Genomic DNA, 21,786 nt, shown 5'->3' on the forward strand with positions numbered 1-21,786 from the left:
TTAGCGGAATAATATCGATAAGAAGAGCACAGAGGTGCTCTTTTTTGTACGTGGAAGAAAGGAGATATTTTTGGAAAATGGCTCAGATCAAGCAAGTAAAAATGCCAAACATCATGGTACAAGTTCTTAATGTACATTTCCTTACTCTACAGATACAAAAAAGCCGAGCTAATGCTCGGCTTTTGTATTAAGAATCTAGTTTAGATTACTCAGCAGCTTCTTCAGCAGCTGGGCGGTCTACAAGCTCAATGTAAGCCATTGGAGCTTTATCACCAGTACGGAAACCACATTTAAGAATGCGAGTGTAACCACCTTGGCGAGCCGCGAAACGCGGGCCTAGTTCATTAAATAGTTTTGCTACCACTTCGTTATCACGAGTGCGAGCAAATGCAAGACGACGGTTAGCAACACTGTCTGTCTTAGCTAGGGTAATCAATGGCTCAATTACGCGACGTAGTTCTTTTGCTTTTGGCACGGTAGTTTTAATAACTTCGTGACGAACAAGAGAGCTAGCCATGTTGCTGAACATCGCTTTGCGATGACTGCTGTTGCGGTTGAGTTGACGACCACTTTTACGATGGCGCATGACCTAATCCTTCTAACTTTTCGATTAATCTTCAGCGATTGACGCTGGTGGCCAGTTTTCTAGACGCATGCCTAGAGAAAGACCACGTGAAGCAAGCACATCTTTAATCTCTGTAAGAGATTTCTTACCAAGGTTTGGCGTTTTAAGTAGCTCAACCTCAGTGCGCTGTACAAGATCACCGATGTAGTGAATCGCTTCTGCTTTCAAACAGTTAGCAGAGCGAACTGTTAGTTCAAGATCGTCTACAGGACGTAGTAGGATAGGATCGAATTCTGGCTTCTCTTCCTTCTCCTCAGGTACACGTACATCACGAAGATCTACGAACGCATCCAATTGTTCAGCTAAAATAGTAGCTGCGCGACGGATTGCTTCCTCAGGTTCTAGAGTACCGTTCGTTTCCATATCGATAACAAGCTTGTCTAAATCAGTACGTTGTTCTACACGTGCTGCTTCTACAGCGTAAGCGATTTTATCAACCGGGCTGTAAGTAGCGTCAACTAGTAGACGACCGATAGGACGCTCATCTTCTTCAGTATGGATACGAGCTGAAGCTGGAACGTAACCACGACCACGTTCTACTTTGATACGCATAGCGATCTCAGCATTGTCATCCGTTAGGTGACAAATTACGTGCTCAGGGTTAGCGATCTCTACATCACCATCGTGGGTGATGTCACCTGCAACAACAGGGCCTGAGCCTGATTTGTTCAGTGTAATAAACACTTCATCTTTGCCTTCAGCAACGCGTACAGCTAAACCTTTAAGGTTTAGAAGGATTTCCAGGATATCTTCCTGAACGCCTTCTTTAGTGCTGTATTCGTGTAGCACACCTTCAATTTCAACTTCTGTTACGGCACAACCCGGCATAGAAGATAGAAGAATGCGGCGAAGAGCATTACCTAGAGTGTGGCCGAAACCGCGCTCTAATGGCTCAAGAGTTACTTTCGCGTGTGTCGTATTGATCTGTTCAATGTCAACAAGACGCGGCTTAAGAAATTCTGTTACAGAACCCTGCATTGTGTCCTCTCTTTTTTTAACCTTACTTAGAGTAAAGTTCGACGATCAAGTGTTCATTGATGTCAGCTGATAGGTCAGAACGCTCAGGCATACGCTTGAATGTACCTTCCATTTTGCCAGCATCTACTTCAATCCAAGTTGGCTTTTCACGTTGTTCAGCAACTTCTAAAGCCGCTTTAATACGAGATTGCTGTTTAGCTTTCTCGCGGATAGAAACAACGTCGTTTGCCGCTACTTTGAAAGAAGGAACGTTTACAACTTTACCGTTAACTAGGATAGACTTGTGGCTAACTAGTTGACGAGATTCAGCACGAGTAGCGCCAAAACCCATACGGTAAACTACGTTATCAAGACGACCTTCAAGAAGCTGAAGCAGGTTTGCACCCGTGTTGCCTTTAAGACGTGCAGCTTCTTTGTAGTAGTTGCGGAATTGTTTTTCTAGAACGCCGTAGATACGACGAACTTTTTGCTTCTCACGAAGCTGAACGCCATACTCAGATAGACGACCGCGACGAGCGCCGTGTACACCTGGTGCGTTATCAATTTTACACTTGGTATCGATCGCACGGACACCAGACTTAAGGAATAAGTCAGTACCTTCGCGACGGCTAAGCTTCAGCTTAGGACCCAAATATCTTGCCATGATCTTTCTCCAATATTCCTAGAAACGAAACTTAAACGCGACGTTTCTTAGGTGGACGACAACCGTTATGAGGGATTGGTGTCGCATCAACAATGTTAGTGATACGGAAACCAGCAGCGTTCAGTGCACGAACAGTAGATTCGCGACCTGGACCTGGACCCTTAACCATAACTTCCAAGTTCTTTAGGCCATATTCTTTAGCCATTTCACCACAACGCTCAGCTGCAACTTGTGCTGCGAACGGAGTAGATTTACGAGAACCACGGAAACCTGAACCACCTGCTGTAGCCCATGCAAGAGCATTGCCTTGACGGTCAGTGATAGTTACGATTGTGTTGTTGAAAGAAGCATGAATGTGCGCTACGCCATCAGCTACTTGCTTGCGTACGCGCTTACGCGCGCGAGTTGGTTGTTTTGCCATTGTACTCTACCTTATCCGACTATTTCTTGATCGGCTTGCGCGGACCCTTACGGGTGCGAGCGTTGGTTTTAGTACGCTGTCCACGTAGTGGTAGACTGCGACGATGACGAAGACCGCGGTAACAGCCAAGGTCCATAAGACGCTTGATGTTCATCGATACTTCACGACGTAGATCACCTTCTACAGTGTATTTAGCTACACCATCACGCAGTTGATCGATCTGCTCTTCAGTTAGTTCACTGATCTTAGCATCTTCAGCAATACCCACTTCAGCTAGAATAGCTTGAGAGCGAGTTTTACCAATACCGTAGATTGCAGTAAGTGCAATTACAGAATGCTTATGATCAGGAATGTTAATGCCGGCTATACGGGCCATTATTCACTCCTAAGGGGTTCATAAAAGAATTATCCGCAGCAAAGCCCGTTATGGATACGCTGCGGCATACTACTTCTTTTGCACGCAAAAGGTAGGCCGAGGAATATACTCGACTCTACCTAGTATTTCAAGTAAAAATTTCTGCTGATTAGCCTTGGCGTTGCTTATGCTTTGGCTCACTGCAAATCACGCGAACGACACCGTTACGCTTGATAACTTTACAGTTACGGCAGATTTTTTTAACGGAAGCACGAACTTTCATTGCTAAACTCCGTAAATGGAATCGAAATAATTACTACCGAATTAACGGCCGTAACCTTTCAGATTCGCTTTCTTTAACACAGAATCATACTGTTGTGACATCAGATGAGTCTGTACCTGTGCCATGAAATCCATGATAACTACCACTACGATTAGTAGTGATGTGCCGCCGAAGTAGAAACGAACGTTCCACGCGACCATCATGAATTCAGGAATCAGACATATAAAAGTAATGTATAGAGCGCCCGCAAGGGTTAGTCTAGTCATCACTTTATCGATATATTTCGCTGTCTGCTCACCTGGGCGGATACCGGGTACGAATGCACCAGACTTCTTCAAGTTATCAGCTGTCTCGCGAGGGTTAAACACCAACGCTGTATAGAAGAAACAGAAGAAGATTATAGCTGCTGCATAAAGCATTACATACAAAGGTTGACCTGGGCTAAGAGCTAATGACACGTCAGTTAACCAACCGAACGCGCTGCTTTCACCATTTTGACCAAACCACTGCGCTAATGTTCCTGGGAACAAAATAATACTTGATGCAAAAATCGCTGGAATAACACCTGCCATATTAATCTTAAGAGGCAAGTGAGAGCTTTGTGCTGCAAAAACTTTACGACCTTGTTGACGTTTCGCATAGTTAACGACGATACGACGTTGACCACGTTCCATGAAAACTACGAAGTAAATAACAGCAAAAGACAATACAGCAATCAACAGCAGAAGAAGCACATGCAATTCACCTTGACGCGCTTGCTCGATTGTTTGACCGATTGCAGAAGGCAATCCAGCAACAATACCTGCAAAAATCAGAATGGAAATACCATTACCGATTCCTCGCTCAGTGATTTGTTCACCTAACCACATTAAAAACATGGTACCAGTTACTAAACTCACGGTAGCAATAAGCGTAAACATGGTTTGGTTGATAACAACCAGATTGTCGACCATGTTTGGTAAGCCTGTTGCGATACCAATAGCTTGGAATGTTGCAAGTACAAGCGTGCCGTAGCGTGTATATTGGCTTATCTTACGACGGCCTGCTTCACCCTCTTTCTTGAGTTCCGCTAACGCTGGATGAACTACAGTTAGCAATTGGACTACGATCGATGCCGAAATGTACGGCATGATACCCAATGCTAATATAGATGCACGCTCAAGAGCACCACCGGAGAACATGTTAAACATTTCAACGATGGTACCTTTTTGCTGATCGAACAAATCGGCAAGTACAGCTGCGTCAATACCAGGGATCGGCACAAAAGAGCCGGCTCGGAATACTAAAAGTGCACCAATTACGAATAATAAGCGCGACTTTAGTTCACTTAAGCCGCTCTGAGCACTACGAAAATCTTGTCCTGGTTTCTTAGCCATCTGTACCTCGTTCCTCGAGATTATTCCTCGATTTTACCGCCTGCAGCTTCGATTGCAGCTTTAGCGCCTTTAGTCACGCGTAGACCTTTAACAGTCACAGCTTTGCTTAGGTCACCAGAAAGAACGATCTTAACAAATTCGATGTTCTTAGTGATAACGTTAGCAGCTTTAAGGCTGTTAAGATCAACTACGTCACCTGTTACTTTCGCTAGCTCAGCTAGACGAACTTCAGCAGACACTAGGCTCTTACGAGAAGTGAAACCGAATTTAGGTAGACGTTGTTTTAGAGGCATTTGACCGCCTTCAAAACCTGGACGAACAGAGCCGCCAGAACGTGACTTTTGACCTTTGTGACCGCGGCCACCTGTTTTACCAAGGCCAGAACCGATACCACGACCTACACGCTTCTTAGAAGGTTTAGAGCCAGCAGCCGGTGATAGAGTATTCAAACGCATTCTGATTACTCCTCAATCTTAACCATGTAGTAAACCTTGTTGATCATACCGCGTACGCACGGTGTATCTTCAAGTTCTACTGTATGGTTGATGCGACGAAGACCTAGACCTTTAAGGCACGCTTTGTGCTTAGGTAGGCGACCAATTGAGCTTTTAGTTTGAGTTACTTTAATAGTTGCCATCGTGTTCTTACTCCGAAATAGATTCAACAGTTAGACCACGTTTAGCAGCAACCATTTCTGGTGACTTAACGTCTACTAGAGCACCAATCGTTGCACGAACGATATTGATAGGGTTCGTTGAACCGTATGCTTTAGAAAGTACGTTATGTACGCCCGCAACTTCAAGTACAGCACGCATTGCACCACCGGCAATAACACCTGTACCTTCTGCAGCTGGCTGCATGTAAACTTTAGAGCCCGAATGACGACCTTTCACCGGGTGGTGAAGAGTGCCTTCGTTAAGCGCAACAGTAACCATGTTACGACGCGCTTTTTCCATTGCTTTTTGAATCGCAGCAGGTACTTCACGAGCTTTGCCGTAACCGAAACCTACGCGACCATTACCGTCACCAACTACTGTTAGTGCAGTGAAGCTCATGATTCGACCACCTTTAACCGTCTTAGATACACGGTTAACAGCGATCAGCTTTTCTTGCAAATCATTAGCTTGTTGTTGTTCTTTAGCCATCTTCCAACCCTACCTTAGAATTTCAGACCAGCTTCGCGAGCAGATTCTGCTAGCGCCGCTACTCGACCGTGGTATTGGAAACCAGAACGATCGAATGCAACCGAAGCTACGCCTTTTTCAAGAGCGCGCTCAGCAACAGCTTTACCAACTGCTTTAGCTGCATCAACGTTACCAGTGTTCTTAACTTGCTCACGGATCGCTTTTTCTACAGTAGAAGCAGCTGCGATAACCTCAGAGCCGTTTGCCGCGATAACTTGTGCGTAAACATGACGAGGAGTACGGTGTACTACCAAGCGAGTTGCGCCAAGTTCTGCAATCTTACGACGTGCACGTGTAGCACGACGGATGCGAGATGCTTTCTTATCCATAGTGATACCTTACTTCTTCTTAGCTTCTTTAGTACGCACATTTTCATCTGCGTAACGAACACCTTTACCTTTGTAAGGCTCAGGAGCACGGTAAGAACGAATGTCAGCCGCAACTTGACCTACTACTTGCTTATCGCAACCAGTAATAATGATCTCAGTTTGGCTAGGGCACTCAGCTTTAATACCTTCAGGTAGAGCGTGCTCTACTGGGTGAGAAAAACCAAGAGTTAGACCTACAGAGTTGCCTTTCATAGCAGCACGGTAACCAACACCCTTAAGAGTTAGCTTCTTAGTGAAGCCCTCAGTAACACCCACAACCATGTTGTTAACTAGAGCGCGAGCTGTACCAGCTTGTGCCCATGCGTTAGCAACACCTTCTTTCGGACCGAAAGTTAGGTTGTTTTCTTCTTGTGCAATAACTACGGCGCTGTTAAGAACGCGAGTAAGCTCACCTTTGCTACCTTTTACAGTAACTTCTTGGCCGTTTAGTTTCACCTCTACGCCAGCTGGAATAGCGACAGGTGCTTTAGCAACACGAGACATAATCTACTCCTTAAGCTACGTAACAGATGATTTCACCGCCAAGACCTGCTTTACGAGCAGCACGGTCAGACATCAGACCCTTGGAAGTAGAAACAACTGCAATACCAAGACCACCCATCACTGTAGGTAAAGAGTCTTTATTTTTATAAACTCTTAGACCAGGACGTGATACACGCTTGATTTGCTCGATTACAGGTTTAGCTTGGAAGTACTTAAGAGTAACTTCTAGCTCAGGTTTTGCTTCGCTGTCAACAGCGAAGTCTACGATGTAACCTTCAGCTTTAAGTAATGCAGCAATTGCAACTTTAAGCTTTGAAGAAGGCATTTTTACAGCAACTTTGTTTGCTGCCTGACCGTTACGAACGCGGGTCAGCATATCCGAAATCGGATCTTGCATGCTCATAAGATTTACTCCAAATGATTAAGTGGCAATTACCAGCTAGCCTTACGAAGACCCGGAATCTCGCCTTTCATGCAAGCTTCACGAACCTTAATGCGGCTTAGACCGAATTTACGTAGGTAACCGTGTGGACGACCAGTTTGGTTGCAACGGTTGCGCTGACGTGATGCACTTGAATCACGTGGAAGAGATTGCAGTTTAAGAACCGCATTCCAACGATCTTCTTCAGATGCGTTTACATCGCTAATGATAACTTTTAGCGCAGAACGCTTTTCAGCGAACTTAGCTACTAGTTTTGCACGTTTAGCTTCACGTGCTTTCATTGATTGTTTAGCCATAACAGTAACCCTACCCTTACTTACGGAATGGGAAGTTAAAGGCAGCCAGCAGAGCTCGGCCTTCCTCATCGGAACCCGCAGAAGTCGTGATAGTGATATCAAGACCGCGGACGCGATCGACTTTATCGTAGTCGATTTCCGGAAAGATGATTTGCTCGCGAACGCCCATGCTGTAGTTACCGCGACCGTCAAAAGACTTAGCGCTAACACCACGGAAATCACGTACACGTGGAAGTGCAATAGAGATTAAACGCTCTAAAAATTCCCACATGCGCTCACCACGCAAGGTTACTTTACAACCAATTGGGTAGCCTTCACGAATTTTGAAACCAGCTACAGATTTACGCGCTTTAGTGATAAGTGGCTTTTGACCAGAGATCGTTGCCATATCAGCTGCTGCGTTTTCTAGCAGTTTCTTATCGTTGATTGCTTCACCAACGCCCATGTTTAGGGTGATTTTCTCAATCCTAGGGACTTGCATGACGCTTGTGTAGCTGAACTCTTTGGTAAGCTCAGCGACTACAGACGACTTGTAGTAATCATGCAGTTTCGCCATAGTAGAACTCCAAATTACTTCTAATTAGTTAGAAACAGTTTCGCCGTTAGATTTGAAGAAACGAACTTTCTTGCCATCTTCGATACGGAAACCGATACGGTCTGCTTTACCAGTAGCCGCGTTAAAAACAGCAACGTTAGAAGCATCAATAGCTGCTTCTTGTTCAACGATGCCACCTTGTTGACCTAGAGCCGGAACCGGCTTTTGGTGTTTCTTAACAAGGTTGATGCCTTCAACGATAACTTTACCAGTTGTCAGAACCTTAGTTACTTTACCTTTCTTGCCTTTATCTTTACCAGCAAGAATGATTACTTCGTCATTACGACGGATTTTAGCTGCCATGTTGCCGCTCCTTACAGAACTTCAGGTGCTAGTGATACAATCTTCATGAATTTCGCGTTACGAAGTTCACGAGTCACAGGACCAAAGATACGTGTGCCGACTGGTTGCTCAGTAGTGTCATTTAACAATACACAAGCATTACTGTCGAAGCGAATGACAGAACCGTCTGGGCGACGAACGCCTTTACGGGTGCGCACTACTACCGCCTTCAGAACATCACCTTTCTTTACTTTACCGCGAGGAATCGCTTCCTTCACTGTAACCTTGATGACGTCACCGATATGTGCATAACGGCGGTGAGAGCCACCCAGAACCTTAATACACATTACCTTGCGCGCGCCAGAGTTATCTGCTGCGTCAAGTGTACTTTGCATCTGGATCATTGTTAGTGCTCCGCTAAATATTAAAACTAGACCCTCTCGGGTCGGGCTGCCTCTTTAAAAGGGACGCGAATTGTACCACCCTTTTTTTAAATTGGGTAGACAAAAAACAAGCGGCTCCAAAAAATAATTTGGAGCCGCTTATAAGTTATAGAATTACAAAGATTAAATCTTCGCTTTTTCTAGAACTTTAACCAATGTCCAAGACTTAGTCTTAGACAGAGGACGACACTCAGCGATTTCAACTTTGTCGCCTAGGCCACAAGTGTTGTCTTCGTCGTGTGCGTGTACTTTAGTCGTGCGTTTGATGAACTTGCCGTAAATCGGGTGTTTTACAGTACGTTCAATAGCAACAACGATAGACTTGTCCATCTTGTCACTTACTACACGGCCTTGCTGGATGCGGTTAGTTTCGCTCATTATGCGCCTGCCTTTTCAGTCAAAACAGTTTTCACACGTGCGATGTCACGGCGTACAGCTTTTAGAGTATGAGTTTGCTGAAGTTGACCAGTTGCAGCTTGCATGCGCAAGTTGAACTGTTCACGTAGCAAATTCAATAGCTCAGCGTTAAGCTCTTCAACGTTCTTTTCGCGTAGATCTTGTGCTTTCATCACATCACCTGCTTAGTTACAAAAGTAGTTTTAACAGGCAGTTTACGTGCCGCTAGGCGGAACGCTTCACGTGCCAACTCTTCAGGTACGCCATTCATCTCGTACATAACTTTGCCTGGTTGGATTTGAGCAACCCAGTACGCAACTGAACCTTTACCTTTACCTTGACGAACTTCAAGAGGCTTTTCAGTAATCGGTTTGTCTGGGAAAACACGGATCCAGATTTGACCTTGACGCTTAATGTGACGTGTCATAGCACGACGTGCCGCTTCGATTTGACGTGCAGTCAGACGACCACGGCCAACAGCTTTAAGACCGAATTCGCCGAAGCTTACTTCAGTACCTTTAGCTAGACCACGGTTACGACCAGTCATAACCTTGCGGAACTTAGTACGTTTTGGTTGTAGCATCGTTCGACTCCTTACTTACGGCCTTTACGCTGCTTCTTAGGCTTATCGCCTTTTGGCTCTACTGCGTTAGCAGCTGGCATACCGCCTAGAATCTCACCTTTGAAGATCCAAACTTTAATGCCGATCACACCGTATTGAGTGTGAGCCGAAGAAGTTGCGTAATCAATGTCTGCACGTAGAGTGTGTAGAGGCACACGGCCTTCACGGTACCACTCTGAACGTGCGATTTCAGCACCGCCAAGACGGCCGCCTACTTGTACTTTGATGCCTTTAGCGCCTAGACGCATAGCATTTTGTACCGCACGCTTCATTGCACGACGGAACATAACACGACGCTCTAGTTGAGACGCGATGCTATCAGCTACAAGCTGACCATCTAGCTCAGGCTTACGTACTTCAGCGATGTTAATTTGCGCTGGTACACCTGCGATTTTAGCTACAGCTGCGCGTAGCTTCTCTACGTCTTCACCTTTCTTACCGATAACAACGCCAGGGCGAGCAGTGTGAATAGTCACACGGATGCTCTTAGCTGGACGCTCGATAACGATACGAGATAATGATGCTTTTTGTAGTTCCTTTGTAAGGAACTGACGTACCTTGAAGTCGCCGTCTAGGTTGTCAGCGAATTCGTTGGTATTAGCAAACCATGTAGCATTCCAAGGCTTAACGATGCCAAGACGAATACCATTAGGATGTACTTTCTGACCCATTGCTTACTCTCCTAGTCTTTAGCGATCTGCTACAACAATAGTGATGTGGCTTGAACGCTTCAAGATACGATCCGCACGACCTTTAGCACGAGGCATAATACGCTTCATGATAGGGCCCTCATCTACGAAGATTTTAGCGACATTTAGATCGTCGATATCTGCACCTTCGTTATGTTCCGCGTTAGCGATAGCTGACTCAAGAACTTTCTTAACTAATACAGCAGCTTTTTTGTTGCTGAAAGTTAGAATTTCTAGAGCCTGGTCTACCGACTTACCGCGAATTTGGTCTGCAACTAAGCGAGCTTTCTGTGGAGAAATACGAGCAAAGTTATGTTTAGCTAAAGCTTCCATCATCTACTCCTTATTTCTTCTTAGCTTTCTTATCTGCAGCATGACCGCGATAAGTACGAGTTGGTGCAAATTCGCCCAGTTTGTGACCGATCATTTCTTCGGTAACGAAAACTGGAACGTGCTGACGACCATTATGGACAGCGATGGTCAAACCAATCATTGTTGGGATGATCATTGAGCGACGGGACCAAGTCTTAATAGGCTTTTTGTCTCCGCTTTCCACCGCTTTCTCTACCTTCTTCAGCAAGTGTAGGTCAATAAAAGGACCTTTCTTGAGAGAACGTGGCATGGCGATTCCTCTTTATAAATTATTTAGTGCGACGACGTACGATGTACTTGTCAGTGCGCTTGTTCTTACGAGTCTTGAAGCCCTTAGTAGGAACGCCCCAAGGAGATACTGGGTGACGACCACCAGATGTGCGGCCTTCACCACCACCATGTGGGTGATCCACCGGGTTCATTACTACACCACGTACGGTTGGACGTACGCCGCGCCAGCGTGAAGCACCAGCTTTACCAAGTTCACGTAGCATATGCTCAGAGTTACCAACTTCACCGATCGTTGCACGACCTTCAGAAAGTACTTTGCGCATTTCACCAGAACGTAGACGGATAGTTACGTATGCACCATCGCGAGCGATGATTTGAGCATAAGCACCAGCCGAACGAGCTAGTTGAGCACCTTTACCAGGCTTAAGTTCAACACAGTGTACAGTAGAACCTACTGGGATGTTGCGCATCGGCAGAGTGTTACCTGCTTTGATTGCAGCATCTACGCCAGATTGAATCTGGTCGCCTGCGTTAACACCTTTAGGTGCAATGATGTAACGACGCTCACCGTCTGCGTACAGAACTAGAGCGATGTTAGCACTACGGTTTGGATCGTATTCTAGACGCTCAACTTTCGCTGGGATGCCATCTTTAGTACGTTTGAAGTCAATTACACGGTAATGGTGCTTATGACCACCACCGATGTGACGTACTGTAATACGACCGTTGTTGTTACGACCACCGTTCTTAGAGTTTTTCTCTAGAAGTGGTGCGTATGGCTTACCCTTGTGTAGGTCAGCGTTAACAACTTTAACGACGTGACGACGACCAGGGGAAGTCGGCTTACATTTAACAATAGCCATTTTTACTACTCCTGTTATTCCGCGCCGCCAACGAAGTCAAGATCTTGACCTTCTTTCAAAGTAACGTAGGCTTTCTTAACGTCTGAACGACGGCCTTCACGCATACCTTGACGTTTGGTCTTACCCTTTAATACAAGAGTATTTACAGACTTAACTTCAACTTCAAATAGCTTTTCTACAGCTGCTTTGATCTCTTTCTTAGTTGCATCTTTAGCTACTTTGAAAACGATAGTGTTCGCTTTCTCAGCTGCCATAGTTGCTTTTTCAGAGATGTGCGGAGCACGTAGAACTTTTAAGATACGCTCTTCAGTGATCATGCTAGCATCTCCTCAACTTGCTTAACTGCGTCAGCAGTCATTAGAACCTTGTCGAAAGCGATAAGTGATACTGGATCAACACCAGCAACATCACGTGCATCTACTTTGTATAGGTTACGAGCAGCTAAGAATAGATTTTCATCTACTTCGCCAGTTACAATCAGAACGTCGCTTAGCTCAAGCTCTTTAAGCTTAGCTACAAGTTCTTTTGTTTTTGGTGCTTCTACAGAGAAGTTATCAACAACGATTAAACGCTCTTGACGAACTAGCTCAGAAAGAATGCTCTTCATAGCACCGCGGTACATTTTTTTGTTTACTTTTTGGCTGTGATCTTGTGGTTTCGCAGCAAAAGTAACACCACCTGTACGCCAGATTGGGCTACGAATTGTACCAGCACGTGCGCGGCCAGTACCTTTTTGACGCCATGGCTTAGCGCCACCGCCAGATACTTCAGAACGAGTCTTTTGAGCACGAGTACCTTGACGAGCACCTGCTGCATATGCAACAACTACTTGGTGTACAAGAGCTTCGTTGAAGTCACGTCCGAAAGTAGTCTCGGAAACAGTTAGTGCATCAGCACCTTTAACCATCAATTCCATTACTTACTCCTAGACGTTATGCTTTAACAGCAGGTTTTACGATCACGTTTCCGCCTGTTGAGCCCGGTACTGCACCTTTAATAAGGAGTAGATTGCGCTCAGCGTCAACACGTACGATCTCTAGGTTTTGAGTCGTTACACGCTCAGCACCCATGTGACCTGCCATTTTCTTGCCTTTAAACACGCGGCCTGGAGTTTGACATTGGCCAATTGAACCCGGTGCGCGGTGAGACAAAGAGTTACCGTGAGTCATATCTTGAGTAGAGAAGTTCCAACGCTTGATAGCGCCTTGGAAGCCTTTACCTTTAGATGTACCAGTAACGTCTACTTTTTTAATTTCGTTGAAAAGTTCTACGTTTAGCTCAGCGCCAACTTCAAACTCTTCGCCGTTTTCTAAACGGAATTCCCAAAGACCGCGACCTGCTTCTACACCCGCTTTCGCGAAGTGACCAGCTTCAGGTTTAGTTACACGGTTAGCTTTCTTAGCACCAGTAGTTACTTGGATTGCTGCGTAGCCGTCTGTCTCAAGAGTTTTAACTTGAGAAATACGGTTCGCTTCAACCTCAACAACAGTTACTGGGATAGAAACGCCTTCTTCAGTAAATACGCGGGTCATACCCACTTTACGTCCGACTAGACCAATCATTATTCTTATCTCCCTTAACCTAGGCTGATTTGAACATCAACGCCAGCTGCAAGATCAAGACGCATTAGAGCATCAACAGTTTTATCTGTTGGCTCAACGATGTCGATCAAACGCTTGTGAGTACGAATTTCGTACTGGTCACGTGCATCTTTGTTGACGTGTGGAGAGGTAAGAACAGTGAAACGCTCTTTACGAGTAGGAAGTGGAATAGGACCACGAACCTGTGCGCCAGTACGTTTTGCTGTTTCAACGATTTCCGCAGTTGAAGCATCGATTAGCTTGTAATCAAACGCTTTAAGGCGGATACGAATACGTTGGTTCTGCATGAGACAGAGCTCCAATTATTAAAAATTACACAAACAATATCGCCACTCAAGCTCGAAAGAACGAGAGAATGCCGATTGATTTATGTGAAACCGTAGCATCCAAAATCAGGACGCATTGTCAGTTAACTTTTGAAGTAAATGCAATATTTACTATTTTTATTAACCGCGAACATAAGCTGAGTATACATTACTAGGTAAGACCTACTCCTCAGTGCTCATTGGTTCACAAACCGGCGTTAGCCAGTGCGATGCATTATACAGATCACACTTTAGTATGCAAGTGGTGTTGGAAAAATAATCGGAATATATTGAAAAAGGAGCTTAAAGGATGTGAGGTATTGCGCGGGAAAAGGCTTTATTTATAAACAAAAAAAAAGGGAAGCTAAAGCTTCCCTTTTTAAATGCGTGCTCTTCTAATGAAGAGTGTGCAAAAATCTAAATGCTATTAAGCGAAGATTTTAGCTACAACACCAGCACCAACTGTACGGCCACCTTCGCGGATTGCGAAACGTAGACCTTCGTCCATTGCGATTGGAGCGATTAGCTCAACAGTCATTTGAACGTTGTCACCTGGCATTACCATTTCTACGCCTTCAGGTAGAGTAATGTCGCCTGTTACGTCAGTTGTACGGAAGTAGAACTGTGGACGGTAACCCTTGAAGAAAGGAGTGTGACGGCCGCCTTCGTCTTTAGAAAGTACGTATACTTCAGACTCAAACTTAGTGTGTGGGTTGATTGAACCTTTCGCAGAAAGTACTTGACCACGTTCAACGTCATCACGCTTAGTACCACGTAGAAGTGCACCAACGTTCTCACCTGCACGACCTTCGTCAAGCAGTTTACGGAACATTTCAACACCAGTACAAGTAGTAAGAGTAGTCTCTTTGATACCAACGATTTCTACTTCGTCACCTACACGTAGGATACCGCGCTCGATACGACCAGTTACAACAGTACCACGACCTTGAATTGAGAATACGTCTTCAATTGGTAGTAGGAACGGCTGGTCTACTGCACGCTCTGGCTCAGGAATGTAAGAATCTAGTGCTTCTGCAAGCTCAACGATCTTGTCTTCCCATTGCTTCTCGCCGTTTAGTGCGCCAAGTGCTGAACCTTGGATTACTGGTAGGTCATCACCTGGGAAGTCGTATTCAGAAAGAAGTTCACGAACTTCCATCTCAACTAGCTCAAGTAGCTCTTCGTCATCAACCATGTCACATTTGTTCATGAATACGATGATGTAAGGGATACCAACTTGACGACCAAGTAGGATGTGCTCACGAGTTTGAGGCATAGGGCCGTCAGTCGCAGCAACAACTAGGATACCGCCGTCCATTTGTGCAGCACCAGTGATCATGTTTTTAACATAATCCGCGTGTCCTGGACAGTCTACGTGTGCGTAGTGACGTGCTGGAGTGTCGTACTCAACGTGAGAAGTTGCGATTGTGATACCGCGCTCACGCTCTTCTGGAGCGTTATCGATAGATGCGAAATCTTTAGCAACACCGCCGTACACTTTTGCAAGAGTAGTACAGATAGCAGCAGTTAGAGTTGTTTTACCGTGGTCAACGTGGCCGATAGTACCAACGTTTACGTGCGGTTTCGTACGTTCAAATTTTTCTTTAGACATGGGGTGTCCCTCTAGGTACGGATTAGGTGGCTTAACATAAGACCACGCAACCAAAAAAATGGTTTTTTATTAAAGGAGAAGAAGCTTTAGACTGGTGCTAATACCCAGAGTCGAACTGGGGACCTCACCCTTACCAAGGGTGCGCTCTACCGACTGAGCTATATCAGCACACAAAATGAGTTGGAGCGTGCAGCGGGAATCGAACCCGCATCATCAGCTTGGAAGGCTGAGGTAATAGCCATTATACGATGCACGCAACACGTAACTCTGCTTGAGCTATTTAACCTTTAGAATATGGTGGAGGGAGACGGATTCGAACCATCGAAGGCAGTGCCGGCAGATTTACAGTCTGCTCCCTTTGGCCACTCGGGAACCCCTCCAAATTTTGAGCTTTCTCTCGCTGCCTTATAGGAAGGGAGAAAGTGGTGCCGACTACCGGAATCGAACTGGTGACCTACTGATTACAAGTCAGTTGCTCTACCTACTGAGCTAAGTCGGCACAAGTGGGGCGCATTTTATTGAATGATTTTCCACCTTGCAATAGTAAATTGAAAAAAAATGGAAAAATCTCATCTCAAATTCCTATATACAGCTATTTAGCTCAAGGTTTCTGCCTTTAACCCGCATCTAGTACAGGAAGATATTTTATTTATCTAGCGCATGATGTATTTTCCATGCACTTGTTTTGTCATCCACTATAGAGTTTAGTATGAGTCCATATATGTCATTCGACCGCGCACGTTGGTCTGAGCTAAGGAATTTAGTTCCGATGACACTTTCTGAAAGCGACTTAAAAGAGCTTCAAGGCATCAATGAAAAACTCACAATGGAAGAAGCTGTAGAGATTTATCTACCGTTATCTCGTCTATTGAATCTCTATGTTGCCGCAAGACAAAACAGAAATTCAGTGCTTCATGAATTCCTAGATAAAAAAGAGAAAGCGCCACCTTTTATTATTGGCATAGCTGGAAGTGTTGCTGTAGGTAAAAGTACAACCGCACGCCTGCTTAAAGCTCTCTTATCCCGCTGGGAAAACCATCCCAAAGTAGAACTCGTGACCACAGATGGCTTTTTGTACCCAAATGAGGTGTTAGAAGAGAAAGGGTTGATGAGTAAGAAAGGGTTTCCTGAGTCTTACGACATCAAGCGCTTAGTCAACTTTGTTTCAGATGTTAAAGCATGTAAAAGAAATGTCACTGCGCCAGTTTACTCTCACCTGACTTATAATATTACTGGTGATGTGAAGTGTGTGGATCTACCAGATGTTCTTATCATTGAAGGACTTAACGTTTTGCAAAGTGGCATGAACTACCCACACGAACCACATCGTGTCTTCATATCTGATTTCCTTGATTTTTCACTCTATGTTGATGCGGACAGCAAGCAGATCAAAGAGTGGTATATCAATCGTTTCATGAAATTTCGTGATGGCGCGTTTACCAAGCCCGGTTCGTACTTTAGTCATTACACCCGTCTGTCGAATCAAGCAGCATTCGATAAAGCGGAAGGTATATGGAGCTCAATTAATGGCTTGAACCTAGAACAAAATATCCTTCCGACAAGAGAAAGGGCACATCTGATTCTACGTAAAGGCGCAGATCATATGGTTGAAGAAGTGTTGCTTAGAAAATAGTAACGCCTTAGTCTCCTTTTCTTAACGATATCTCTCCACCAATATAGCTCTCGATGCCGTTCTCTGTTTTGAGTAACACGGCACCTTGTTCATCGATCCCCTGAACGACACCTTCAATTTCTCTAGGTCCAATAATCAATTTGACATTGCGACCTAAGAAATTATCTAAGCGATTCCAACGTTCGACAAAATTCGACATCCCTGTTAGTTCATAGTCGACAAGAGACTTGTCCCAGGCATTAATCAGAGCCTGTGCAAGCTGATTACGATCCGGTACTTGTCCATCACACACCTCCTTGAGAGAGGTCCATGGCTGGCCAATACCTGATGTTGTCGGATCCATAGATAAGTTAAGGCCCAAACCAATTACAATATGAGCAGCACCACCAGATTGCCCTGACAACTCTACCAATATTCCTGCTAGCTTTTTGTCATTATGGTAAAGGTCATTCGGCCATTTAAGCTTAACGCCTTCGACTCCCATCTCTTCCAAAGCTTCAACAACGGCAACACCAACTACGAGGCTTAATCCCATAGCAGCAGCCATACCCGCATCAAGTCGCCAGTACATCGAAAGGTACAGATTAGCGCCAAATGGTGACACCCACTCGCGCCCGCGACGTCCTCGACCTGCTGCTTGATATTCAGCAATGCAGACTGAACCGGATTCGAGGTCGTTGGTGCGTTCTAACAGATGCTGGTTTGTTGAACCTATGATTGGAATCAGTTCAAGGGAAGCATCACGGCTAACAGCAGACAATCGCCCTTGGTCAAGCATTTCTAAGCGGCTGGCTAGCTTATAACCTTTCCCTTGCACTCGATAAATATCCAAGCCCCACTCTTGAATACCTTTAATATGCTTACTGATCGCAGCTCGTGATACTCCGATCATTTCACCAAGGAATTCTCCAGAATGAAACTCACCATCAGCAAGGCATCTTAATAAGGCAAGCTTAGTACTGTGTTCTCTCATACTAATATCTCCAATGCTTTATCTAAGTTTGTCTCACCTTGTCGTCCCATAAAACGGACTTCATGTTCCAATTGAATATCAAATTTATCTAAGACAGATTGACGTACTCGCTCAGCTAGCTTAATGACATCCAAAGCAGTGGCTTTGTCATAGTTGATAATAACCAACGCTTGGTTTGGGTGAACTTGAGCACCACCTTCGATTACACCTTTGAACTGACATTGATCAATGAGCCATCCAGCAGCAACTTTGATCATGTTATTATTCTCATAACCTACAATGCTCGGGTACAGCAATCGCAATCGATCAAAATGATCTTTGGTGATCACTGGGTTTTTGAAGAAGCTGCCGGCATTACCTTGCACAGCAGGGTCTGGCAACTTGCTCGAACGAATGGCACATACTTCATCAAATATAGTACGAGGAGAAAGAGTCTCTATAGGAAGGCTTTTTAACGGACCGTAGTGATTACACGGCTTCCACTCTTTAGGTAATGCTAAGCCGATCGCAACAACAATCGCTTTACCGTATAAAGCGTGTTTGAAAATAGAATCTCTATAACCAAAGAGACATTGCTCTTTGGTTAATCGTTTAACTGTATAAGTATCCAGGCAAAGAGTATCGACATATTCGCACACGTCTTGCAGTTCAACACCATATGCACCAATATTTTGAATAGGTGCAGAACCTGAACAGCCCGGTATCATTGCTAAATTTTCGAGGCCACCAAGCCCCTTTCCAACGCTCCACTCAACCAAGCTAGGCCAATCTTCACCACCGTTAACATGCAGTAAGTGATGGCTATCTATCTCGGTCAAAGTAATCCCCGTCAACTGATTCACAATGATCAGGCCCGCGAAATGATCAGTAAAAAGCATGTTACTGCCCTTTCCCAGTATTAACTTAGGTAAGGCCGACCATTTAGAGTCTTTATAAACAGAAATCAGTTCTTCGATGGTTGTCACTTCAACCAACGCATCACACGTCTGATCGATGGAAAATGTATGAACATTTTTTAAACTAGCATTGAGATGGAATTGCATGATGATATTCAATTAACTTACACTGCAGCCATTCTACCGTAGATAAACAAGTGGCGCAGTGACAGAATGAACAATGTCATCATTACCCAATTAGACCCCGTAAAGGTTCCTCTCGTTAAACGTTTCTATAAAGAACACTACCCAACAGGAAAAGCTAATAAGAGTGAACTGATTTATTCATTGTTACTGGATAACGAGCTTTGTGGTGTCGTGCGTTTTCGAACGATAGAAGATAGCCGCTTGCTTACCGGCATGGCTATCTCAAAACAGCATAGAGGCAAGCAATTAGGCTCCCAGCTTATGGAGTACTGTGAGCAACATACACTCACAGAAAAAGACTACTGCTTTACATACGCTCATCTCATAAACTTTTATACACGACACCAATTTATACAAATAGACCCAAAACAACTACCTAATGGTTTGAGAGTTTTATACGAGCGATATTCGAATAGCGGAAAAGATCTCATTCCTATGCATTATCAGCAAAATTGTTAGAGAATGCCTCGATTATCTAGTATTTGATGCTATGCCTTTGGTAAAATTAAAGGTTCGCAATTTTGCATATTTTTAAGGTAAAACAGTCAATATGATTGCCAGTAGGAATCCATTCATACAATTGCCAACCATAGCGCAGAATCCTGACAAGTTTGAAGTACTACTATCAGCGCAAGAGTTTCGAACTCGTTTACTTGACGAGATATCTCGCGCAACGACTCGTATTAGTTTAGTCGCTTTGTACCTTGAAGATGATGAGGCTGGCCGTGAGATCCTAACTGCCTTATATGAAGCAAAGCAAAAGAACCCAGATTTGGACGTGAGTGTTTGTGTCGATTGGCATCGAGCACAACGCGGATTAATTGGTGCAGAATCTTCTGAAGGCAATGCAGCAATGTACAAAGAATTCGCTGAAAAATATCAGCTCTCTGTTCCTGTCTATGGCATCCCTGTTCGCGGTAAAGAGGTCTTTGGCGTTTTACATCTGAAAGGATTTATTGTCGACGATAACGTGATCTATAGCGGTGCAAGTCTTAATAATATTTATCTGAATTATCATGACCGCTATCGCTTTGATCGCTACCATGTTTTAAACAACCCAACACTGGCTGATTCAATGTTCACTTATGTACAAGAACAAATGATCGCAGATAGTGCTGTTTATGATTTAGCTGATAAGAACAAGCCTGCTACCAAAGAACTCAAACCAGCTATTCGCCAATTCCGTTCGTCATTAGCAAGATCTCAATATCAGTTCGATGGACAAGAAGTTTCACCTGAACAAGTTGCCATAACGCCACTGGTCGGTATAGGTAAAAGACGTAATCGCCTGAATCAAGGAATTAATCAGCTGGTTGCTCAAGCGAAAGATGAGATATTCATTTGTACTCCTTACTTTAACTTCCCACCTAGTTTAGCAAAGGAAGTAAAGAAAGCGCTCAAGCGTGGTGTAAAGGTCAGCATTGTTGTTGGTGATAAGACCGCGAACGACTTCTTCATTTCACCAGAAGAAGAGTTTAAAACCATTGGCGGGCTGCCTTACCTTTACGAATTGAACTTACGTCGTTTTGCTAAAGCCAATGAAGCCAACATTGCCAGTCGCAATTTATCAATTCGGCTTTGGAAACACGACTCTAATAGCTTCCACCTTAAGGGTATTTGGGTCGATAAGCGCTATATGCTATTAACGGGGAATAATCTCAACCCTCGCGCATGGAAACTAGATCTAGAGAATGGTATTTTTATCCAAGATAACTACCATCACCTAACGGATAAGTTCCAAGCCGAAGTTGATAACATCCTTCAACATACGCAACTTATCTGCACTTACAAACAATTAGATAAAGTCGATACCTACCCGGTCGAAGTTCAGAAATTGATTCGAAAGATCACTCGCGTGAAAGCCGATAGAGTGCTTAAGCAAATACTGTAGTAGATGTATTAAAAACACTATTTATCAACGCCTGGCAAACGCTAGGCGTTTTTGTATCTACGAGGTAACGAGTCAACATCTCTATTTATTCACAGTGAGTGTGGTAGATCTAAGTGCTAAGTACCCTAACTTTTCCTTAGTTAGTCTAAGAGTTCCGGATACCTGTATCCGGTATGATATAGAGAACAGTTAAACGAGTACCAATACGAACATAATCGACAATTACCCTCTACGTATTAAAAGCAATAATGGTCGTCATTCCCTACAGCAAAGTGCGTGAGCGATAGGAAATCTCACATAATAAAGCAATAAGATAAGCCCAATTTGATGTTCTGTTCTATTTTAGCTTAACGACCAGAGTTAGAAGTAACCACCTATATTCCCAAGCAGCACGTCCCGATATCGAGTGAAGTACCAGAGCTAGTGATAAGGATCTGTAGCCAAATTCCAAAACACATACGCTTAAAACGACGAAAGCCTAGTCGTTAGACTAGGCTTTCTAATATGTGCCGGCATAGCGTTAAGTGCAGGGGCTCGATGCCTTTACCGCACTCATACAATCTAAAAGCAAAACACTTTTCTTCAAATGTAAAAAAGCCCTGCTATTACTAGCAGGGCTTTCTAATAAGTGGCGGAGTGGACGGGACTCGAACCCGCGACCCCCGGCGTGACAGGCCGGTATTCTAACCAACTGAACTACCACTCCGCAGTGGTCAACTCA

Annotated in this window: 34 protein-coding genes and 5 tRNA genes; 3 read left to right on the forward strand and 36 right to left on the reverse strand. The window is 44.4% G+C overall.

Features of this window, described 5'->3' with window-relative positions; all coding sequences use genetic code 11:
* Nucleotides 1-205: 205 nt before the first annotated feature.
* From rplQ to IQO02_RS03610, 33 genes are all read right to left on the reverse strand, one after another.
* Nucleotides 206-586: a 50S ribosomal protein L17 gene (gene rplQ / locus IQO02_RS03450; RefSeq protein ID WP_004729812.1), complete on the reverse strand. Its 381-nt coding sequence runs from the start codon at nucleotides 584-586 to the stop codon at nucleotides 206-208.
* Nucleotides 587-610: 24 nt separating this feature from the next.
* Nucleotides 611-1,603: a DNA-directed RNA polymerase subunit alpha gene (locus IQO02_RS03455; protein ID WP_004729813.1), complete on the reverse strand. Its 993-nt coding sequence runs from the start codon at nucleotides 1,601-1,603 to the stop codon at nucleotides 611-613.
* A 22-nt stretch (nucleotides 1,604-1,625) separates the two neighbouring features.
* Nucleotides 1,626-2,246, reverse strand: coding sequence for a 30S ribosomal protein S4 (rpsD, locus tag IQO02_RS03460; protein WP_004738777.1), 621 nt, complete (start codon nucleotides 2,244-2,246; stop codon nucleotides 1,626-1,628).
* A gap of 31 nt (nucleotides 2,247-2,277) precedes the next feature.
* Nucleotides 2,278-2,667 (reverse strand): 30S ribosomal protein S11, encoded by a 390-nt coding sequence (gene rpsK, locus IQO02_RS03465; protein WP_004738778.1) that lies wholly within the window; start codon nucleotides 2,665-2,667, stop codon nucleotides 2,278-2,280.
* A 19-nt stretch (nucleotides 2,668-2,686) separates the two neighbouring features.
* Entirely contained in the window at nucleotides 2,687-3,043 is a 357-nt protein-coding gene (gene rpsM, locus IQO02_RS03470; RefSeq protein WP_004738779.1) for a 30S ribosomal protein S13, read from the reverse strand.
* A 148-nt stretch (nucleotides 3,044-3,191) separates the two neighbouring features.
* Nucleotides 3,192-3,305 carry a 50S ribosomal protein L36 gene (gene rpmJ / locus IQO02_RS03475; protein ID WP_000868186.1) on the reverse strand — a complete coding sequence of 38 codons (114 nt, stop codon included), beginning with the start codon at nucleotides 3,303-3,305 and terminating at the stop codon, nucleotides 3,192-3,194.
* 41 nt (nucleotides 3,306-3,346) lie between these two features.
* A complete protein-coding gene (gene secY, locus IQO02_RS03480) occupies nucleotides 3,347-4,681 on the reverse strand; it encodes a preprotein translocase subunit SecY (protein WP_004738781.1) in 1,335 nt (444 codons plus the stop codon).
* Between the two features lie 20 nt (nucleotides 4,682-4,701).
* On the reverse strand, nucleotides 4,702-5,136 hold the full coding sequence (gene rplO / locus IQO02_RS03485) for a 50S ribosomal protein L15 (RefSeq protein ID WP_004736758.1): 435 nt from the start codon (nucleotides 5,134-5,136) through the stop codon (nucleotides 4,702-4,704).
* Between the two features lie 5 nt (nucleotides 5,137-5,141).
* Nucleotides 5,142-5,318, reverse strand: coding sequence for a 50S ribosomal protein L30 (gene rpmD / locus IQO02_RS03490; protein ID WP_004736756.1), 177 nt, complete (start codon nucleotides 5,316-5,318; stop codon nucleotides 5,142-5,144).
* A gap of 7 nt (nucleotides 5,319-5,325) precedes the next feature.
* Nucleotides 5,326-5,826 carry a 30S ribosomal protein S5 gene (rpsE, locus tag IQO02_RS03495; protein WP_004738783.1) on the reverse strand — a complete coding sequence of 167 codons (501 nt, stop codon included), beginning with the start codon at nucleotides 5,824-5,826 and terminating at the stop codon, nucleotides 5,326-5,328.
* Nucleotides 5,827-5,840: 14 nt separating this feature from the next.
* Entirely contained in the window at nucleotides 5,841-6,194 is a 354-nt protein-coding gene (gene rplR / locus IQO02_RS03500; protein ID WP_004738784.1) for a 50S ribosomal protein L18, read from the reverse strand.
* Nucleotides 6,195-6,203: 9 nt separating this feature from the next.
* Nucleotides 6,204-6,737 carry a 50S ribosomal protein L6 gene (rplF, locus tag IQO02_RS03505; protein ID WP_010435141.1) on the reverse strand — a complete coding sequence of 178 codons (534 nt, stop codon included), beginning with the start codon at nucleotides 6,735-6,737 and terminating at the stop codon, nucleotides 6,204-6,206.
* Between the two features lie 10 nt (nucleotides 6,738-6,747).
* Nucleotides 6,748-7,140, reverse strand: coding sequence for a 30S ribosomal protein S8 (gene rpsH, locus IQO02_RS03510; protein WP_009847785.1), 393 nt, complete (start codon nucleotides 7,138-7,140; stop codon nucleotides 6,748-6,750).
* 29 nt (nucleotides 7,141-7,169) lie between these two features.
* Nucleotides 7,170-7,475, reverse strand: coding sequence for a 30S ribosomal protein S14 (gene rpsN / locus IQO02_RS03515; protein ID WP_004738789.1), 306 nt, complete (start codon nucleotides 7,473-7,475; stop codon nucleotides 7,170-7,172).
* A gap of 16 nt (nucleotides 7,476-7,491) precedes the next feature.
* Nucleotides 7,492-8,031, reverse strand: coding sequence for a 50S ribosomal protein L5 (gene rplE / locus IQO02_RS03520; protein WP_004738790.1), 540 nt, complete (start codon nucleotides 8,029-8,031; stop codon nucleotides 7,492-7,494).
* Between the two features lie 24 nt (nucleotides 8,032-8,055).
* Nucleotides 8,056-8,373: a 50S ribosomal protein L24 gene (rplX, locus tag IQO02_RS03525; RefSeq protein WP_004738792.1), complete on the reverse strand. Its 318-nt coding sequence runs from the start codon at nucleotides 8,371-8,373 to the stop codon at nucleotides 8,056-8,058.
* 11 nt (nucleotides 8,374-8,384) lie between these two features.
* A complete protein-coding gene (gene rplN, locus IQO02_RS03530) occupies nucleotides 8,385-8,756 on the reverse strand; it encodes a 50S ribosomal protein L14 (protein ID WP_004736740.1) in 372 nt (123 codons plus the stop codon).
* A gap of 162 nt (nucleotides 8,757-8,918) precedes the next feature.
* Nucleotides 8,919-9,173, reverse strand: a complete 255-nt coding sequence (gene rpsQ, locus IQO02_RS03535) for a 30S ribosomal protein S17 (RefSeq protein WP_004736739.1) — start codon at nucleotides 9,171-9,173, stop codon at nucleotides 8,919-8,921.
* Nucleotides 9,173-9,364, reverse strand: a complete 192-nt coding sequence (gene rpmC / locus IQO02_RS03540) for a 50S ribosomal protein L29 (protein ID WP_004736737.1) — start codon at nucleotides 9,362-9,364, stop codon at nucleotides 9,173-9,175. Before rpmC ends, rpsQ begins: the two co-directional genes overlap by 1 nt.
* Nucleotides 9,364-9,774: a 50S ribosomal protein L16 gene (rplP, locus tag IQO02_RS03545; protein WP_004736736.1), complete on the reverse strand. Its 411-nt coding sequence runs from the start codon at nucleotides 9,772-9,774 to the stop codon at nucleotides 9,364-9,366. The genes rpmC and rplP overlap by 1 nt, the downstream gene beginning before the upstream one ends.
* Nucleotides 9,775-9,785: 11 nt before the next feature.
* Entirely contained in the window at nucleotides 9,786-10,484 is a 699-nt protein-coding gene (gene rpsC / locus IQO02_RS03550) for a 30S ribosomal protein S3 (RefSeq protein WP_004736734.1), read from the reverse strand.
* A gap of 18 nt (nucleotides 10,485-10,502) precedes the next feature.
* Entirely contained in the window at nucleotides 10,503-10,835 is a 333-nt protein-coding gene (gene rplV / locus IQO02_RS03555; protein ID WP_004736732.1) for a 50S ribosomal protein L22, read from the reverse strand.
* A 10-nt stretch (nucleotides 10,836-10,845) separates the two neighbouring features.
* Nucleotides 10,846-11,124 carry a 30S ribosomal protein S19 gene (rpsS, locus tag IQO02_RS03560; protein WP_004736729.1) on the reverse strand — a complete coding sequence of 93 codons (279 nt, stop codon included), beginning with the start codon at nucleotides 11,122-11,124 and terminating at the stop codon, nucleotides 10,846-10,848.
* 19 nt (nucleotides 11,125-11,143) lie between these two features.
* Complete coding sequence (gene rplB / locus IQO02_RS03565; protein WP_010435149.1) at nucleotides 11,144-11,968, reverse strand: 50S ribosomal protein L2; 825 nt, start codon at nucleotides 11,966-11,968, stop codon at nucleotides 11,144-11,146.
* Between the two features lie 14 nt (nucleotides 11,969-11,982).
* Entirely contained in the window at nucleotides 11,983-12,285 is a 303-nt protein-coding gene (gene rplW, locus IQO02_RS03570) for a 50S ribosomal protein L23 (protein WP_004736765.1), read from the reverse strand.
* Entirely contained in the window at nucleotides 12,282-12,884 is a 603-nt protein-coding gene (gene rplD, locus IQO02_RS03575; protein WP_004738803.1) for a 50S ribosomal protein L4, read from the reverse strand. Before rplD ends, rplW begins: the two co-directional genes overlap by 4 nt.
* A gap of 16 nt (nucleotides 12,885-12,900) precedes the next feature.
* Nucleotides 12,901-13,530 carry a 50S ribosomal protein L3 gene (gene rplC, locus IQO02_RS03580; protein WP_004736763.1) on the reverse strand — a complete coding sequence of 210 codons (630 nt, stop codon included), beginning with the start codon at nucleotides 13,528-13,530 and terminating at the stop codon, nucleotides 12,901-12,903.
* Between the two features lie 14 nt (nucleotides 13,531-13,544).
* Entirely contained in the window at nucleotides 13,545-13,856 is a 312-nt protein-coding gene (gene rpsJ, locus IQO02_RS03585; RefSeq protein ID WP_004736761.1) for a 30S ribosomal protein S10, read from the reverse strand.
* 445 nt (nucleotides 13,857-14,301) lie between these two features.
* Complete coding sequence (tuf, locus tag IQO02_RS03590; protein ID WP_010435158.1) at nucleotides 14,302-15,486, reverse strand: elongation factor Tu; 1,185 nt, start codon at nucleotides 15,484-15,486, stop codon at nucleotides 14,302-14,304.
* Nucleotides 15,487-15,578: 92 nt separating this feature from the next.
* A tRNA-Thr gene (locus IQO02_RS03595) sits at nucleotides 15,579-15,654 on the reverse strand.
* Nucleotides 15,655-15,667: 13 nt separating this feature from the next.
* Nucleotides 15,668-15,742 (reverse strand) — tRNA-Gly (locus tag IQO02_RS03600).
* Nucleotides 15,743-15,781: 39 nt separating this feature from the next.
* Nucleotides 15,782-15,866 (reverse strand) — tRNA-Tyr (locus IQO02_RS03605).
* 43 nt (nucleotides 15,867-15,909) lie between these two features.
* Nucleotides 15,910-15,985 (reverse strand) — tRNA-Thr (locus IQO02_RS03610).
* A 210-nt stretch (nucleotides 15,986-16,195) separates the two neighbouring features.
* On the opposite strand from IQO02_RS03610, the gene coaA reads away from it, so the two are divergent.
* A complete protein-coding gene (gene coaA / locus IQO02_RS03615) occupies nucleotides 16,196-17,119 on the forward strand; it encodes a type I pantothenate kinase (protein WP_029189146.1) in 924 nt (307 codons plus the stop codon).
* 7 nt (nucleotides 17,120-17,126) lie between these two features.
* Here the strand turns inward: coaA and birA are convergent, their stop codons facing one another.
* Together birA and murB are read right to left on the reverse strand one after the other, a co-directional pair.
* Nucleotides 17,127-18,092: a bifunctional biotin--[acetyl-CoA-carboxylase] ligase/biotin operon repressor BirA gene (gene birA, locus IQO02_RS03620; protein WP_016788811.1), complete on the reverse strand. Its 966-nt coding sequence runs from the start codon at nucleotides 18,090-18,092 to the stop codon at nucleotides 17,127-17,129.
* Nucleotides 18,089-19,135 carry a UDP-N-acetylmuramate dehydrogenase gene (gene murB / locus IQO02_RS03625; RefSeq protein ID WP_016783679.1) on the reverse strand — a complete coding sequence of 349 codons (1,047 nt, stop codon included), beginning with the start codon at nucleotides 19,133-19,135 and terminating at the stop codon, nucleotides 18,089-18,091. The genes birA and murB overlap by 4 nt, the downstream gene beginning before the upstream one ends.
* A 66-nt stretch (nucleotides 19,136-19,201) precedes the next feature.
* Between murB and IQO02_RS03630 the strand changes: the two genes are divergently transcribed.
* The gene (locus IQO02_RS03630) at nucleotides 19,202-19,633 is read left to right on the forward strand and encodes a GNAT family N-acetyltransferase (RefSeq protein ID WP_010435583.1); all 432 of its coding nucleotides are present in this window, start codon (nucleotides 19,202-19,204) and stop codon (nucleotides 19,631-19,633) included.
* Nucleotides 19,634-19,724: 91 nt separating this feature from the next.
* On the forward strand, nucleotides 19,725-21,065 hold the full coding sequence (pssA, locus tag IQO02_RS03635; RefSeq protein ID WP_010435586.1) for a CDP-diacylglycerol--serine O-phosphatidyltransferase: 1,341 nt from the start codon (nucleotides 19,725-19,727) through the stop codon (nucleotides 21,063-21,065).
* A 629-nt stretch (nucleotides 21,066-21,694) separates the two neighbouring features.
* On the opposite strand, the gene IQO02_RS03640 is transcribed toward pssA, so the two are convergent.
* Nucleotides 21,695-21,771 (reverse strand) — tRNA-Asp (locus IQO02_RS03640).
* Between the last annotated feature and the right edge of the window lie 15 nt (nucleotides 21,772-21,786).

Source organism: Vibrio sp. OPT24, from assembly GCF_015163545.1.
Taxonomy (GTDB): domain Bacteria; phylum Pseudomonadota; class Gammaproteobacteria; order Enterobacterales; family Vibrionaceae; genus Vibrio; species Vibrio cyclitrophicus.

Coding starts and splice junctions, on each gene's coding strand:
- rpsE (WP_004738783.1), bottom strand. CDS start 5,826: ATGGCTAAAGAACAACAACAAGCTAATGATTTGCAAGAAAAGCTGATC.
- rpmC (WP_004736737.1), bottom strand. CDS start 9,364: ATGAAAGCACAAGATCTACGCGAAAAGAACGTTGAAGAGCTTAACGCT.
- coaA (WP_029189146.1), top strand. CDS start 16,196: ATGAGTCCATATATGTCATTCGACCGCGCACGTTGGTCTGAGCTAAGG.
- rpmJ (WP_000868186.1), bottom strand. CDS start 3,305: ATGAAAGTTCGTGCTTCCGTTAAAAAAATCTGCCGTAACTGTAAAGTT.
- IQO02_RS03455 (WP_004729813.1), bottom strand. CDS start 1,603: ATGCAGGGTTCTGTAACAGAATTTCTTAAGCCGCGTCTTGTTGACATT.
- rplE (WP_004738790.1), bottom strand. CDS start 8,031: ATGGCGAAACTGCATGATTACTACAAGTCGTCTGTAGTCGCTGAGCTT.
- rpsN (WP_004738789.1), bottom strand. CDS start 7,475: ATGGCTAAACAATCAATGAAAGCACGTGAAGCTAAACGTGCAAAACTA.
- rpsS (WP_004736729.1), bottom strand. CDS start 11,124: ATGCCACGTTCTCTCAAGAAAGGTCCTTTTATTGACCTACACTTGCTG.
- birA (WP_016788811.1), bottom strand. CDS start 18,092: ATGAGAGAACACAGTACTAAGCTTGCCTTATTAAGATGCCTTGCTGAT.
- rpsJ (WP_004736761.1), bottom strand. CDS start 13,856: ATGCAGAACCAACGTATTCGTATCCGCCTTAAAGCGTTTGATTACAAG.
- rplR (WP_004738784.1), bottom strand. CDS start 6,194: ATGGATAAGAAAGCATCTCGCATCCGTCGTGCTACACGTGCACGTCGT.
- rpsM (WP_004738779.1), bottom strand. CDS start 3,043: ATGGCCCGTATAGCCGGCATTAACATTCCTGATCATAAGCATTCTGTA.
- rpsH (WP_009847785.1), bottom strand. CDS start 7,140: ATGAGCATGCAAGATCCGATTTCGGATATGCTGACCCGCGTTCGTAAC.
- rplD (WP_004738803.1), bottom strand. CDS start 12,884: ATGGAATTGATGGTTAAAGGTGCTGATGCACTAACTGTTTCCGAGACT.
- secY (WP_004738781.1), bottom strand. CDS start 4,681: ATGGCTAAGAAACCAGGACAAGATTTTCGTAGTGCTCAGAGCGGCTTA.
- rplB (WP_010435149.1), bottom strand. CDS start 11,968: ATGGCTATTGTTAAATGTAAGCCGACTTCCCCTGGTCGTCGTCACGTC.
- rplW (WP_004736765.1), bottom strand. CDS start 12,285: ATGATCACTGAAGAGCGTATCTTAAAAGTTCTACGTGCTCCGCACATC.
- pssA (WP_010435586.1), top strand. CDS start 19,725: ATGATTGCCAGTAGGAATCCATTCATACAATTGCCAACCATAGCGCAG.
- IQO02_RS03630 (WP_010435583.1), top strand. CDS start 19,202: ATGAACAATGTCATCATTACCCAATTAGACCCCGTAAAGGTTCCTCTC.
- rplC (WP_004736763.1), bottom strand. CDS start 13,530: ATGATTGGTCTAGTCGGACGTAAAGTGGGTATGACCCGCGTATTTACT.
- rplQ (WP_004729812.1), bottom strand. CDS start 586: ATGCGCCATCGTAAAAGTGGTCGTCAACTCAACCGCAACAGCAGTCAT.
- rplX (WP_004738792.1), bottom strand. CDS start 8,373: ATGGCAGCTAAAATCCGTCGTAATGACGAAGTAATCATTCTTGCTGGT.
- rplO (WP_004736758.1), bottom strand. CDS start 5,136: ATGCGTTTGAATACTCTATCACCGGCTGCTGGCTCTAAACCTTCTAAG.
- rpsC (WP_004736734.1), bottom strand. CDS start 10,484: ATGGGTCAGAAAGTACATCCTAATGGTATTCGTCTTGGCATCGTTAAG.
- rplV (WP_004736732.1), bottom strand. CDS start 10,835: ATGGAAGCTTTAGCTAAACATAACTTTGCTCGTATTTCTCCACAGAAA.
- murB (WP_016783679.1), bottom strand. CDS start 19,135: ATGCAATTCCATCTCAATGCTAGTTTAAAAAATGTTCATACATTTTCC.
- rpsD (WP_004738777.1), bottom strand. CDS start 2,246: ATGGCAAGATATTTGGGTCCTAAGCTGAAGCTTAGCCGTCGCGAAGGT.
- tuf (WP_010435158.1), bottom strand. CDS start 15,486: ATGTCTAAAGAAAAATTTGAACGTACGAAACCGCACGTAAACGTTGGT.
- rplN (WP_004736740.1), bottom strand. CDS start 8,756: ATGATCCAGATGCAAAGTACACTTGACGCAGCAGATAACTCTGGCGCG.
- rplF (WP_010435141.1), bottom strand. CDS start 6,737: ATGTCTCGTGTTGCTAAAGCACCTGTCGCTATTCCAGCTGGCGTAGAG.
- rpsK (WP_004738778.1), bottom strand. CDS start 2,667: ATGGCAAAACAACCAACTCGCGCGCGTAAGCGCGTACGCAAGCAAGTA.
- rpmD (WP_004736756.1), bottom strand. CDS start 5,318: ATGGCAACTATTAAAGTAACTCAAACTAAAAGCTCAATTGGTCGCCTA.
- rpsQ (WP_004736739.1), bottom strand. CDS start 9,173: ATGAGCGAAACTAACCGCATCCAGCAAGGCCGTGTAGTAAGTGACAAG.
- rplP (WP_004736736.1), bottom strand. CDS start 9,774: ATGCTACAACCAAAACGTACTAAGTTCCGCAAGGTTATGACTGGTCGT.